The 13,228-nt window shown below is 72.4% G+C and carries 14 protein-coding genes; 8 read left to right on the top strand and 6 right to left on the bottom strand.

Going from position 1 to position 13,228, the window contains the following annotated elements; all coding sequences use genetic code 11:
* Positions 1–88 precede the first annotated feature (88 nt).
* On the top strand, positions 89–256 hold the full coding sequence (locus tag DWB77_RS13755) for a DUF3117 domain-containing protein (RefSeq protein ID WP_003966491.1): 168 nt from the start codon (positions 89–91) through the stop codon (positions 254–256).
* A gap of 120 nt (positions 257–376) precedes the next feature.
* Here DWB77_RS13755 and DWB77_RS13750 read toward each other — a convergent pair whose 3' ends face one another.
* Complete coding sequence (locus DWB77_RS13750; RefSeq protein ID WP_120721548.1) at positions 377–1,042, bottom strand: O-methyltransferase; 666 nt, start codon at positions 1,040–1,042, stop codon at positions 377–379.
* Positions 1,043–1,204: 162 nt separating this feature from the next.
* On the opposite strand from DWB77_RS13750, the gene sigE reads away from it, so the two are divergent.
* The 5 genes from sigE (at position 1,205) to DWB77_RS13725 (ending at position 6,413) form a co-directional block, all read left to right on the top strand.
* Positions 1,205–1,981: an RNA polymerase sigma factor SigE gene (sigE, locus tag DWB77_RS13745; protein ID WP_174248552.1), complete on the top strand. Its 777-nt coding sequence runs from the start codon at positions 1,205–1,207 to the stop codon at positions 1,979–1,981.
* Positions 1,978–2,964, top strand: a complete 987-nt coding sequence (locus DWB77_RS13740; RefSeq protein ID WP_120721546.1) for an anti-sigma factor family protein — start codon at positions 1,978–1,980, stop codon at positions 2,962–2,964. The genes sigE and DWB77_RS13740 overlap by 4 nt, the downstream gene beginning before the upstream one ends.
* 89 nt (positions 2,965–3,053) lie before the next feature.
* Complete coding sequence (locus DWB77_RS13735) at positions 3,054–4,925, top strand: S1C family serine protease (protein ID WP_120721545.1); 1,872 nt, start codon at positions 3,054–3,056, stop codon at positions 4,923–4,925.
* A gap of 189 nt (positions 4,926–5,114) precedes the next feature.
* The gene (locus DWB77_RS13730; protein WP_120721544.1) at positions 5,115–5,564 is read left to right on the top strand and encodes a sec-independent translocase; all 450 of its coding nucleotides are present in this window, start codon (positions 5,115–5,117) and stop codon (positions 5,562–5,564) included.
* Positions 5,565–5,729: 165 nt separating this feature from the next.
* Positions 5,730–6,413 carry a hypothetical protein gene (locus tag DWB77_RS13725; RefSeq protein WP_120721543.1) on the top strand — a complete coding sequence of 228 codons (684 nt, stop codon included), beginning with the start codon at positions 5,730–5,732 and terminating at the stop codon, positions 6,411–6,413.
* A gap of 113 nt (positions 6,414–6,526) precedes the next feature.
* Here the strand turns inward: DWB77_RS13725 and DWB77_RS13720 are convergent, their stop codons facing one another.
* Genes DWB77_RS13720 through DWB77_RS13710 form a run of 3 tightly spaced genes read right to left on the bottom strand, consistent with a single transcriptional unit; the run spans position 6,527 to position 9,544 of the window.
* Positions 6,527–7,660, bottom strand: coding sequence for an Mrp/NBP35 family ATP-binding protein (locus DWB77_RS13720; RefSeq protein ID WP_120721542.1), 1,134 nt, complete (start codon positions 7,658–7,660; stop codon positions 6,527–6,529).
* Positions 7,661–7,704: 44 nt separating this feature from the next.
* Positions 7,705–8,280 carry a DUF1003 domain-containing protein gene (locus tag DWB77_RS13715; RefSeq protein ID WP_120721541.1) on the bottom strand — a complete coding sequence of 192 codons (576 nt, stop codon included), beginning with the start codon at positions 8,278–8,280 and terminating at the stop codon, positions 7,705–7,707.
* Positions 8,267–9,544: a magnesium transporter MgtE N-terminal domain-containing protein gene (locus DWB77_RS13710; protein WP_120721540.1), complete on the bottom strand. Its 1,278-nt coding sequence runs from the start codon at positions 9,542–9,544 to the stop codon at positions 8,267–8,269. The genes DWB77_RS13715 and DWB77_RS13710 overlap by 14 nt, the downstream gene beginning before the upstream one ends.
* A 194-nt stretch (positions 9,545–9,738) precedes the next feature.
* Here DWB77_RS13710 and DWB77_RS13705 point away from each other — a divergent pair, with 194 nt between their 5' ends.
* The gene (locus tag DWB77_RS13705; protein WP_120721539.1) at positions 9,739–10,491 is read left to right on the top strand and encodes a hypothetical protein; all 753 of its coding nucleotides are present in this window, start codon (positions 9,739–9,741) and stop codon (positions 10,489–10,491) included.
* Between the two features lie 12 nt (positions 10,492–10,503).
* Here DWB77_RS13705 and DWB77_RS13700 read toward each other — a convergent pair whose 3' ends face one another.
* A complete protein-coding gene (locus tag DWB77_RS13700; RefSeq protein ID WP_120727755.1) occupies positions 10,504–11,013 on the bottom strand; it encodes a hypothetical protein in 510 nt (169 codons plus the stop codon).
* A gap of 69 nt (positions 11,014–11,082) precedes the next feature.
* On the opposite strand from DWB77_RS13700, the gene DWB77_RS13695 reads away from it, so the two are divergent.
* Entirely contained in the window at positions 11,083–11,985 is a 903-nt protein-coding gene (locus DWB77_RS13695; protein ID WP_120721538.1) for a DMT family transporter, read from the top strand.
* A gap of 40 nt (positions 11,986–12,025) precedes the next feature.
* Here DWB77_RS13695 and DWB77_RS13690 read toward each other — a convergent pair whose 3' ends face one another.
* Positions 12,026–13,150: a magnesium and cobalt transport protein CorA gene (locus DWB77_RS13690; protein ID WP_120721537.1), complete on the bottom strand. Its 1,125-nt coding sequence runs from the start codon at positions 13,148–13,150 to the stop codon at positions 12,026–12,028.
* Positions 13,151–13,228: the final 78 nt, after the last annotated feature.

Genomic DNA, 13,228 nt, shown 5'->3' with positions numbered 1-13,228 from the left:
TGGAAGCAATGTGTTCGATGCCGTGACGCGTGCCCAATCCCGGGGGCCGTCGGCTGACGATGAGCTGGTTTCAGGAAGGGGAACGAGCATGGCGGCCATGAAGCCGCGGACGGGCGACGGCCCGCTCGAGGTGACCAAGGAGGGGCGGGGCATTGTCATGCGCGTTCCGCTCGAAGGCGGCGGTCGGCTTGTCGTCGAGCTGACTCCGGACGAGGCCGATGCCCTCGGCGATGCCCTCAAGAAGGTCGTCGGCTGAGTTAGCGGGTACGACCCAGACTCTTCACCGCCCCGTTCCGGCACGCACGACAGTGCGTGCCGGAACGGGGCGGTGTTGTGTTTCCGGGGGCGCGGGTCGTGGTCGCGCGCGTGCGGCGGTTCAGCCGCGGCGCACCGCGCAGAGCAGTCCGTCGCCGACCGGCAGCAGCGAGGCGACCAGCTCCGTGCTCTCGCGCACCGCGCGCAGCAGTTCGCGCAGCCGCAGCACCTCGGCCGGCTGGGCCGCCGAGTCGACGGTGCGGCCGTCCGCGAAGACGCCCTCGAAGCAGACGATTCCGCCGGGGCGCAACAGGCGCAACGATTCAGCGAGCACATCGAGCGACTCCAGCCGGTCGCCGTCGCAGAACACCAGGTCGTATCCGCCGTCCGCGAGCCGGGGCAGTACGTCCAGGGCCCGGCCGGGGATGAAGCGCGCCCGGTTGGCCGCGAAGCCGGCCGCGCGGAACGCCTGCTTGGCGAAGGCCTGGCGGTCCGGCTCGGGGTCGACGGTGGTCAGCACGCCATCGGGGCGCAGCCCTTGCAGCAGGTAGATGCCGGAGACGCCGGTGCCGGTGCCGATCTCCGCGACCGCCTTGGCGTCCGCCGTGGCGGCGAGCAACCGCAGCGCGGCGCCGGTCCCCGGGGACACCGAACGCAGGCTTGCCTCCCGGGCCCGGTCACGGGCCCAGCGCAGCGCGTCGTCCTCGGCGACAAAGGCGTCGGCGAACGCCCAGCTCGTCTGCCGGTTGGCGGTAATGGCCCTCTCCTGTCCCCTTGGTTGGCGCAACGGTGACTGTATCCGCTGGAGTCGGGAACCCGCAGATGGGACCGCGCGTTATGAAGGAGAGGGGAACGCGGGGGACGTATGGACGAGTTCGGGCACTCCGGCGGCAAGCCGGTCCCAAATGCACGTAAAGATTCTTATCCGGAGCTAACGGGCGAGGTGGCTATGGTAGGGGCTCCACTGGACACCACCAGAGCCGACAGGGGAGGTGCGGCTGCGCCTGTGGATCGGGGAGGGGTGCTGCGGCGCCTTCTCAGGTCGGCAGGTGAGCCGAAATCCGTGACCGACATCGCTGACCGTTCCCGCGCTACCAGCTCCGCTACCACCGCGACCTTCGCCGACGCGGATTCCCAGGCGTGGACTCCCCCTACGTGGGAGGAGATCGTCAGCACGCACAGCGGTCGGGTCTATCGCCTCGCCTACCGTCTGACGGGCAATCAGCACGATGCGGAGGACCTCACCCAGGAGGTCTTCGTCCGCGTCTTCCGCTCCCTGTCGACGTATACGCCGGGCACCTTCGAGGGCTGGCTGCACCGCATCACCACCAACCTCTTCCTGGACATGGTCCGCCGCCGTCAGCGCATCCGCTTCGACGCGCTCGGCGACGACGCCGCGGAGCGGCTGCCCAGCCGTGAGCCCAACCCCCAACAGGCCTTCAACGACGCCCACTTCGACGCCGACGTCCAGCAGGCGCTCGACACGCTGGCGCCCGAGTTCCGTGCGGCCGTCGTCCTCTGCGACATCGAGGGCCTCTCCTACGAGGAGATCGCGGCCACCCTCGGAGTGAAGCTCGGCACCGTCCGCAGCCGGATCCACCGCGGCCGCTCCCAGCTGCGCAAGGCCCTCCAGCACCGTTCGCCCGAAGCCCGCGCCGAGCAGCAGCGCGCGCTGGCCGGGGTGGCGCCGGGGGCTCTCGGGGTGGCCGGAGAGGGGATGGCGTGAGTGGCACGAGTCCCACCCCGGCGGAGCAGCACCTCGGGGACCGGCTCGCGGCTCTGGTCGACGGCGAGCTGAACCACGACGCCCGCGAACGCGTCCTGTCCCACCTGGCGACCTGCGCCAAGTGCAAGGCGGAGGCGGACGCCCAGCGCAGCGTGAAGAACGTCTTCGCCCGGGCGGCGCCCCCGCCGCCCTCGGAAGGCTTCCTCGCCCGGCTCCAGGGCCTGCCCGGCGGACCCACCGGCCTCGAGGGCGACGACGGCTCGGGACCGCTCGGTGGAGGGCGCCGAGCCGAGGGGTACTTCGGAGGGTTCGGGGTGCTCAGCCATGCCCCGGGCGGCCCCGGCGGACCGCACGTATCCCGCTCGGACGGCTTCGGCTACGCCCCGGTCGGCTCCCATGCGCCCGTCGTGCCCGACGGCCCGGGCGGCGGCTTTCGCATACATGAGGTGGGCAGGCCGGAGCAGGACCGCCCGGGCTCGGCATGGCGCGGCCGAAGATTCGCGTTCGCCGCGGCGAGTGCCGTGTCCCTCGCTGCCATCGCGCTCGGCGGCACCCTTCCGCTGGGTTCAACATCCGGGGCCCGGGCCGCGGGTGGGGGCACCAATGTCGTGCCGCTGCGGTCCAACACCCCATCGCCGAGCGGCAGTTCGGCCGAGGACCGTCGGCGCGGGGGCGTCGCGGCCGGGTTCCTCTCGACGATGGCCGCCCAGCCCACGGCGCCGACCGTGCCGGGCATACGCACCCTGAACGGCATGCCCGCGCAGAACGGCCCCGTCCGGCCGCTGGGCGGCGCGTTCCCCGCGGCCCGCCTGGACGGCTCGTCACTGCCGCCGCTGATACGGCCGGCCGTGGCCACACTGCCGCTGACCACGACGGACCTGATGACCGGCCCGCTCGGCGTCACGCCCTCCGCGCCCCCGGCGGCGCCGCAACACCTGGCGGCTCCGATCGCCCCCGGCCTCCCGCTGGTCGCCCGGCGCTGACCGCGCCCTGCCGTCGCCCCGGGCGACCTGGTTGAATCCGGGGAGGGGTGCTCGTCGGAGCACGCAGGAGAGCCAGTTGCGGGGAGAGCATGAACGAGCAGACGCCCACCGGGCCGAAGCCGAAGTGGTGGAGCCGTCCGCAGACGGCCCGCCCCCACCCCGCCGAACCCGCGCCCGAGACCTACGACTTGGCCCCGCCGACGGCTCCGGAACGCGAGACGGGCGAGCACCCGGTGGACCCCGCGAAGCCCGCGCCCGCCGACCTCGCCGTGGAACTCGGGCCGGCGCCCAACCCCACTCAGCCGCCCGTAGAACTCGCGTCCGCGCCCGACCCTGCGCCCGCGTCCACCGACCCCGCCGTGGAACTCGGGCCCACGCCCACCCCCGCCGACCCCGCCGTGGAACTCGGGCCGGCGCCCAACCCCATTCAGCCGCCCGTGGAGCCCGGGCCCGCGCCCGATCCCGACCCGTCGCAGGACCTCCCCGGCGAGCCCCTCAGGGAGTCCGCTCCCCTCAAGCCCCGGCACGCGCCCGATCCCTATGGCACGCCGCCCTACGGTGGGCCCGGGCCGTGGGCGCCCGCGCCGCCCGTGCAGCGGCCGGTACCGACGCCGCCCGCCGGTACCGCGCTCCCGCAGCAGGCCCCGTACGCCGCACCCGGCGTCCCCCGGGCCCCGTACGCCGAACCGCAGAACGCCGCACCCCTGGCCCCCCACACCGCGCCCGTGGCGCCGCCCGCGCCCGTCACGCAGTGGTTGCGGTACGACCCCTGGACCGCACCGGGCACGCCGGGCGCACCGGGCGCGCTCGCGGCGGGGGAGCCGTTCACTCGGGAGGGGCGGGCCGGGGACAGGAAGGGGCGGCGGGGGACGCTGCTCGTGGGGGGTGTGCTGCTCGCCCTGGTCGCCGGAGGCATCGGTGGGGGCGTGGGCGCGTATGTGGAGCGCACCGGCGGCATCACCTCCGTCAAGCTGCCGCAGTCCGGCAAGGAGGCGCAGGGCAGGGCGCCCGACAGCGTCGCCGGGATCGCCGCGAGCGCGCTGCCGAGCGTGGTCACCATCCATGTCACCGGCTCCGGAGAGTCCGGCACCGGTACCGGCTTCGTGCTCGACAACGCGGGGCACCTCCTGACCAACAACCACGTCGTCAAGTCCGCCGGGAACGCGGGCAAGATCTCGGTGACCTTCAGCGGCGGGGAGAGCGTGCCCGCCGAGGTGGTCGGCCGCGATGCCGGGTACGACCTCGCGGTCGTCAAGGTCACCGGCGTATCGGGCATGAAGCCGCTGCCGCTCGGCAACTCCGACAACGTCCTCGTCGGCGATCCGGTGGTGGCCATCGGCGCCCCCTTCGACCTCTCCAACACGGTGACGTCCGGCATCATCAGCGCCAAGGAGCGTCCGATCACGGCGGGCGGCGAGAGCGGTGACGGCACCGATGTCAGCTATGTCGACGCGCTCCAGACCGACGCCCCGATAAACCCGGGCAACTCCGGCGGCCCGCTCGTCGACTCCAAGGCGCGCGTCATCGGCATCAACAGCGCGATCAGGTCGGCGGGCAACGGCGGTTCGGAGAGCGGCGGTGGTCAGGCCGGCTCGATCGGGCTCGGTTTCGCCATACCGATCAACCAGGCCAAGCGGGTCGCGGAGGAGCTGATCAACACCGGGAAGGCCACCCACCCGGTGATCGGCGTCACGCTCGACATGAAGTTCACCGGCGACGGCGCCCGCGTCGCGGAGCAGGCCACCGACGGCAAGGGGTCCGTCGTCGCCGACGGCCCCGGCGCCAAGGCGGGCATCCATCCGCAGGACGTGATCACCAAGGTGGACGGCCAGCGGGTGCACGGCGGCGAGGAGTTGATAGTCAAGATCCGCGCGCACCGCCCCGGCGACCGGCTCAGGCTGACCCTCCAGCGGGACGGCAAGGAGCAGGAGCTCACGCTGACGCTCGGCTCCTCGTCCTGACGGGGGCGCGCCTGGCCTGCGCGGGCCAGGCGCGCCGCGGGCCCGTACCGACGTCCAAAGGTCACCCCGCGGGTACCGCGGCGACAGATTCGCCGGGTACCGTGGAACGGTCCATGACCGGACGCGGGGCCGGGCACACCGAGTGCCGGGCGCCGTGATCGCGAGCAGTGAGAACACGAGGAGCAGCGGGTGTTCAACGACATCGGGCCCATGGAACTGGGCACACTCGTGGTCCTCGCCGTGCTCATCTTCGGTCCGGACAAGCTGCCCAAGCTGATCCAGGACGTGTCGAACATCATCCGCAAGGTGCGCAGCTTCTCCGAGAGCGCCAAGCAGGACATCCGGGCCGAGCTGGGCCCCGAGTTCAAGGACTTCGAGTTCGAGGACCTGAACCCCAAGACGTTCGTCCGCAAGCAGTTGATGGACAACGACGACCTGGGCCTCAAGGAGATCCGCAACAGCTTCGACCTGCGCAAGGACATGGAAGAGGTCGCGGACGCCGTGCACGGCCGCGAAACCGCCCCCGCGACCACCGCGGCCAACGGCTCCGGCACCGGTTCGGGCACCCCCGACCTGCTGAAGAAGCGCGAGAAGCTGGACCCGGGCGAGCGCCCGCCCTTCGACGCCGACGCCACCTGATCGCGCCCCTTTCGCGCCCCGACCGCGACCCGGTACACGCCAATCCCACATGGGCTTTTCCGGCGAGCCGTGCCGAGGTGGCTATCCTCCATCTGTCCGGCAGCCAGGACGCCCGAGGGGGGCGGGCCGCTCCGGACGCTACTGATCTAGGAGGCGGCCGGGCAGATGGAGACGACAAGCCGGGTAACGGGGCAGTCCCCCCAAGGGGCGCCCGAGGGTGCCAAGGCCACAGCGGAGGGAGTGCCGGCGGCCCGGCGAACCGTCGACGGCTTTCTGCGCGCGCCCTTCCCCTGGTACGGCCTCGACGAGGCGTTCACCGGGCCGCGCTGGCTGATGCAGGTGGCGCTCGCCGCCGACGGCACGGTCCAGCACGGTTCGATCGGGCACGGCGACGAGCCGTCGATACGGCCCGAGGCGGCCGGCGCCACGGCCGACCGGGAGCGGTTCGCGGTGGTCGTGAGCATCCCCGCGAATCCGGTGCGCCGCAGCGGCGACGGCACGGGCGTCCTGGAGGCCACCTCGGTCTCCTCGGCGGCCTGGCTGGCCGGTTCGGGGCTGCTGTCCTTCACCTGGCCCGCGCAGATGGACCACGTCCTGCGCGGTGACTGGCTGGACCAGCAGACCGAGACGGCCTGGGAGCTCGCCGACGACCTCGACGGCTCCGACTGGTCCACGCTCTCGCTGCCCGTCGACGGCGTGCCCACCGACTTCCACTACCGCGAGTCCGCATTCGGCTGGGTCCTTGCGGGCTCGGCGCAGAGCGGGGTGCACCTGGGCGCGTACGGGCGTGGCCTGAGCGCTTACGGGCTCGGCTTCTCGGTGGTCAAGGACATCGCCTCGTACGAGTGAGCGCGGTGCGTGCGACCGGGCCCCCCACCAAGGGCCCGCACGGCACGCGTAAGGGGCGCCCGCAATGGCGAGGCGCCCCTTACCGCTTGGTGCGTACAGCCGCGCTGCGCGGACTAGAACTTGTTGCGCGGCGTGATCCCGAGGGACATGCCCGACAGGCCGCGGGCGCGGCCGCCCAGCTTGCCCGCGATGGCGCGCAGGGCGGCGCCGGCGGGGGAGTCCGGGTGGGACAGGACGACGGGGCGGCCGTCGTCGCCGCCCTCGCGCAGGCGGACGTCGATCGGGATGGAGCCGAGCACCGGCACCGTGGCGCCGGTCGTCTTGGTGAGGCCGTCGGCGACCTTCTGGCCGCCGCCGGTGCCGAACACGTCGACCATCTCATCGCAGTGCGGGCAGGGCAGCCCCGCCATGTTCTCGACGACGCCGACGATCTTCTGGTGGGTCTGCACGGCGATGGAGCCGGCCCGCTCGGCTACCTCGGCGGCGGCCTGCTGCGGGGTGGTCACGACGAGGATCTCCGCGTTCGGGACCAGCTGGGCCACCGAGATCGCGATGTCGCCGGTGCCCGGCGGCAGGTCGAGGAGCAGCACGTCCAGGTCGCCCCAGTAGACGTCCGCGAGGAACTGCTGGAGGGCGCGGTGCAGCATCGGGCCGCGCCACACCACGGGCGCGTTGCCCGGCGTGAACATGCCGATGGAGATGACCTTCACGCCGTTCGCGGACGGCGGCATGATCATGTTCTCGACCTGGGTGGGCTTGCCGTCGGCGCCCAGCATGCGGGGCACGGAGTGGCCGTAGATGTCGGCGTCCACGACGCCCACCTTCAGGCCGTCCGCCGCCATCGCGGCCGCCAGGTTGACCGTCACCGAGGACTTGCCGACGCCGCCCTTGCCGGAGGCGACCGCGTACACCCGGGTCAGCGAGCCGGGCTGGGCGAAGGGCACCTCGCGCTCGGCGGTGCCGCCGCGCAGCGCGGACGCCAGGTCCTTGCGCTGCTCGTCGCTCATCACGTCGAGCGTCACGTCGACGCGGCTGACGCCTTCGACGCGCTCGACCGCCTCCGTCACGTTCTTCGTGATCGTCTCGCGCATCGGGCAGCCGGACACGGTCAGGTACACCGTGACAGCGACCGCCCCGTCCGTACCGATCTCTACCGATTTGACCATGCCGAGCTCAGTGATCGGTCGGTGGATCTCGGGGTCGTTCACCGTCGCCAGTGCCTCAAGCACCGCGTCTTCCGTAGCCATACGGTCGATGGTACGGCGCTTACCGCACGGTACGGAAAGCCCCGTCAGCGGTCGCCTTCGTCACGTCCGTGAGCGCGCTCCGGCGGGAATACGTTCCTGCGCTCCTCCATCTCCTTGACCAGGTCCTGGAGTTCGGAGCGGATCCAGTCCCGGGTGGCCACCTCGCCGAGGCCCATCCGCAGCGCCGCGATCTCCCGCGTGAGGTATTCCGTGTCGGCGATGGACCGCTCGTTCTGCTTGCGGTCCTGCTCGTGGGTGACCCGGTCGCGGTCGTCCTGCCTGTTCTGCGCGAGCAGGATCAGCGGCGCCGCGTACGAGGCCTGGAGGGAGAGGGCGAGCGTGAGGAAGATGAACGGATAGTTGTCGAAGCGCAGACTGCTCGGCGCGAAGATGTTCCAGGCGACCCACAGGATGATGATCAGGGTCATCCAGACGATGAACCGTCCGGTGCCGAGGAAGCGCGCGATCCGCTCGCTGAACCGCCCGAACGCCTCGGGGTCCCACTCCGGCAGCAGCCGCACCCGCCCCGAGCGCGGCTGGTCGAGCCGGCTGCGGCCGCGCGGCACGGCGCTCGACCCGCCCGCCCGCGTGCGCTCCTCGGCCCGGTCAGTGCCGCCCATCGGGCACCCCCTCGGGACCGTGGAACTCCGTCTCGCGCCAGTCCTCCGGCAGCAGGTGGTCCAGTACGTCGTCGACGGTCACCGCGCCGAGCAGCGACCCGCTCTCGTCCACCACGGGCGCGGCCACCATGTTGTACGCGGCGAGGAAGCTGGTCACCGACGGCAGCGAGGCGTTGGGCGGAAGCGGCTTCAGATCGCTGTCCACCACCGAACTGACCAGGGTGAACGGCGGCTCGCGCAGCAGCCGCTGGAAGTGCACCATGCCGAGGTACTTGCCGGTCGGCGTCTCGTCCGGCGGTCGGCACACATAGACCTGCGCGGCGAGCGCCGGGGAGAGGTCCTGCTGGCGGACGCGGGCCAGGGCGTCGGCGACCGTGGCATCGGGGCGCAGCACGATCGGCTCGGTCGTCATCAGACCGCCCGCCGTGCGCTCCTCGTAGGACAGCAGCCGGCGCACATCGGCCGCGTCGTCGGGCTGCATCAGGGTCAGGAGGCGCTCCTTGTCCTCCTCCGGCAGCTCGGAGAGCAGGTCGGCCGCGTCGTCCGGGTCCATCGCCTCCAGGACGTCCGCGGCGCGCTCGTCCTTCAACTTGCCGAGGATCTCCACCTGGTCGTCGTCGGGCAGCTCCTCCAGGACGTCCGCGAGGCGGTCGTCGTCGAGGGCGGCGGCCACCTCGGCGCGGCGCTTGGGGGAGAGGTGGTGCATGACGTTGGCGAGGTCGGCCGGGCGCAACTGCTCGAAGGTGGCGACCAGGTTCTCGGCGCCCTGCCCGTGCTCCTCCAGGGAGAAGCCGGTGACGGCCGACCACTCCACGGTCAGCGTCTCGCCCTTGCGCCGCAGCGCGCCCGCCTTGCCCCGGCGTACGAAGACCTTGTCGATCTCCCAGTCGCGGCGGGCCGGAAGCTGCTGGATCGCCACGTCCAGGACGGTCACCTCCTCGCCGCTCTCCGCCAGGGTGACCCGGCGGTCCAGCAGCTCACCGAGGACCAGGCGTTCGGTCGGGCGCTGCTCGAAGCGGCGGAGGTTGACCACCCCGGTGGTGATGACCTGGCCCGACTCCACACCGGTGACCCGGGTCATGGGCAGGAAGATGAGCCGGCGGCTCGCCACTTCGACGACGATGCCGAGCAGCCGGGGAGGCCTGCGGCCGACCCGGAGCATGGCCACCAGGTCGCGCACCCGGCCGACCTGGTCCCCGTTGGGGTCGAAGACGGCGACGCCGGAGAGATGCGAGACGAAGACCCGGGGGGCGCCTGCCGCCATTCGAGCGCCTCCTTAACTGTTCAGGGTTGCTCCGCACCACCGCGATCGCTGCGGGACAAGGGCTTCAGGCTAGCCGGTGGCGGCGCGGTACGCCCTTGCGGGTCGTCCGTCCGGCGCTCCGCGAGGCGGCGCGGGCGGTGCGGGTAGGGTGCGGTCTGCCGACCCCCTACATCCATGTGAGAGGCAGTGCGCAGGTGACCTCATCCCCCTGGTTCGTACGGGTACGGGTCCGCGCCCGCAGGGCGGCGCTGCCCGTCGCGCTCTGCGCGGGGCTCGCCGCGACGCTCACGGCGTGCGGCTCGGACCCGGACGAGGGAACCAACGGCGTCGGCAAGCTGTCCGCGCCCGAGATCGAGAGCAAGGCGCGGGCGGCGGCGGACGGCGCGGACGCGGTGCACCTCTCGGGGACGCTGGTCAGCAAGGGCGGCTCGTTCAAGATCGACATGCGGCTCAAGAGCAGCGGCGGGACCGGCACGGTCACCTCGCAGAAGAACACCTTCGGGCTGCTGCGGGTGGGGGACGACCTGTTCCTCAAGGCCGGCGCGGGATTCTGGTCGCACAGCGGGTCCGGCGATGCGGCCGCGGCGGCGGGCAAGCTCGACGACAAGTACGTCAAGGTGCCCTCGGGCGACCCCGCCTACCAGCAACTGCGCGGCTTCACCGAGAAGGCGGTGCTCCTGAAGGGGATGCTGGGCCTCCAGGGCGCGCTTTCCAAGGGGGACCACGCGGAGGTCGGCGCGTTCCGTACGGTACGGATCGAGGCGGGCAAGGACGGCGAGGGCGGCACCCTCGACGTCTCCCTCCAGGGCACGCCCTACCCGCTGCGTTTCGAGCGGGCCGGCGGGGCCGGTGTCCTCGAACTCGCCGACTGGGACAAGGACTTCCCGCTCGCCGCGCCCGCCAAGGGCGAGACCGTCGACTACGGCCGGCAGCTCCCGACGACCTAGCCCGCCCTTCGCTCAGCGGCGCTTGCGCTTGAGGAGCAGCCGCGGCAACGCGGCCGGTACCGGCTGCCGGGTGGTGGCGGTCGTGGGCAGGGGCGCGGCCGCCAAGGACGTCTCGGGGGAGGGCTCCAGGGGGCCGCGCGGCGTCAGACGCAGCAGGCGGCACTCGGCCGCCCAGCGCGCCGGCATCGCCTCGCCGTCGTGGGCGTTCAGGCGCTTGCCCTTCAGCTCGGCGACCGCCGTGTCCCAGGCCTCGGAACCGGCCGGGACCTCGGACACCGACGCCGTCCAGGTCACCAGGCGACCGCCCTTGTCCTTGGAGCGGACGGTCACGGTCGCCGTGCCGCCGTCCGACAGGCCCTCCAGCGGCTGCTCGCCCGGGCCGCCGCCGACGACGTAAGCCGCGCCGTCGAGCCACCCGTGCCACAGCGCCCGCTCGGCCACCCCGGCGCCGCGCACCCAGATGAGACCGGACTTCTTCGTGGCCTCCTCGACGAGGGCCTGATCGAGCAACGTCTGCGTCATGACCACCACCCTAGAGGCCCCCGCCGACGGTCAGTTCCGTTATCCGGCGATGCCCCTTACGCTGCGGCCGTGACCACTGCCACCACCCCCGCTCAGAACGTCGCCGCCGTCCCGCGCGTCGACATCGTCCTGCTCGGTGTCGCCCTCGCCAGCGTCTCGCTGTCCGCGCCGCTGATCGCCGCGACCGCGGCGCCCGCGCTCGCCATCGCCTTCTGGCGCAACGCCCTCGCGGTGGGCGTGCTGACCCCGGTGGCCTGGTTCAAGCACCGCGCCCGGCTGCGCGCGCTGACCCGGCGCGAGGTGGGCCTGACCGTCGGCGCGGGCGCCCTGCTCGCGCTGCACTTCGGGCTGTGGCTGCCGAGCCTGAGCATGACGAGCGTCGCCTCCTCGACCGCGCTGTGCACCACCACCCCGATCTGGACGACCCTCGCGCTGCGGCTGCGCGGCCACCGCCCCCCGGCCCTGGTGTGGAGCGGCACCCTGGCCGCGTGCGTCGGCGTCGTACTGCTCACCGGCGTCGACCTCACCCTGTCGCCGCGCGCCCTTGCCGGCGACGCGCTCGCCCTCGGCGGCGGCATCGCGGCCGCCGGTTACGTCCTGCTCGGCGCCGAGGTCCGCAAGAGCGTGGCCACGGTGCCCTACACCTACCTCTGCTACGGCACGGCCGCCGCCGGACTCCTCGCGGCCACCCTCGTCAGCGGGGCCGACCTCACCTCGTACGACGCGGGGACCTGGGCGAAGCTCGGGCTGCTCACGCTCGCCGCCCAGCTTCTGGGGCACTCGCTGCTCAACCGGGTGGTGGCGAGCCTCGGCCCGTCGGTCACCTCCACCGCGATCCTGCTGGAGACCCCCGGCGCCGCCCTGATCGCCGCGCTCTGGCTCGGACAGGAGCCTCCGGTGCTCGCCTACCCGGCCCTCGCGGTGATCCTGGCCGGGCTCGCCCTGGTCGTACGGGCGGGCCGCGGCGCCTGAGCGGGGCGCGCCCCGGGCCGCCGCCCCCTCAACTGGCGTGTCAGAGCCAGCCGTTGCGCTTGAGCGTGCGGTGGATGGCGAAGCACGCCACGGCCACCAGGCCCATCGAGATCGGGTAGCCGTACTTCCAGTGCAGCTCCGGCATGTGGTCGAAGTTCATGCCGTACACCCCGCACACCATCGTCGGTACGGCGATGATCGCCGCCCAGGACGTGATCTTGCGCATGTCCTCGTTCTGGGCGACGGACGCCTGCGCGAGGTTGGCCTGGAGGATGGAGTTGAGCAGTTCGTCGAAGCCGACGACCTGCTCCTGGACGCGGGCGAGGTGGTCGGCCACATCACGGAAGTACTTCTGGATGTCCGGGTCGACCAGACGCATCGGCCGCTCGCTCAGGAGCTGCATGGGACGCAGCAGCGGCGAGACGGCCCGCTTGAACTCCAGTACCTCGCGCTTGAGTTGGTAGATCCGGCCGGCGTCCACCCCGCGCGGGCTGCCCTTGGCCGGGGCCGAGAACACCTCGATCTCGACCTCGTCGATGTCGTCCTGCACCGCGTCCACCACGGCCAGATAGCCGTCGACGACCTGGTCGGCGATGGCGTGCAGGACGGCCGAGGGGCCCTTGGACAGGAGTTCCGGGTCGTCCTGGAGGCGCTTGCGCAGGGCGCGCAGCGAGCCCTGGCCGCCGTGCCGGACCGTGATCACGAAGTCCGGCCCGGTGAAGCACATCACCTCGCCGGTCTCCACGACCTCGCTGGTCGCGGTGAGCTCGGCGTGCTCCACGTAGTGGATCGTCTTGAAGACGGTGAACAGGGTGTCGTCGTAACGTTCCAGCTTCGGCCGCTGGTGGGCGTGGACCGCGTCCTCCACGGCCAGCGGGTGCAGCCCGAACTCGGCCGCGATACCGGCGAATTCGGCCTCCGTCGGCTCGTGCAGACCGATCCACACGAAGCCGCCGCCCTCGCGCACCCGGCGCATCGCCTCACGCGGTGTCAGACAGGACGTCTCCTCGACGGACTGGACGCGCCGCCCGTCCCGGTAGACCGCGCAGTCCACGACGGCGCTGCTCGCCGAGGGGTCGCGGGTGGTGTCGTAGCCGTTGTACGGGGTGCTGGTCTTGCGCAGCGCGGGGCGGACCACGGCGCGCAGGTCACGAATCATCGACATGGCAGAACTCCTTCACGGAGGGGCCGTCGGGGCGTGACGCTCTGGAACTGCCCGGAATGGGGACGTCCTGCGACGAGG

It is taken from the genome of Streptomyces hundungensis, assembly GCF_003627815.1.
GTDB lineage: Bacteria > Actinomycetota > Actinomycetes > Streptomycetales > Streptomycetaceae > Streptomyces > Streptomyces hundungensis_A.
Note: the sequence above shows the minus strand (reverse complement) of the source record. Positions and strands in the feature narration are given on the sequence as shown.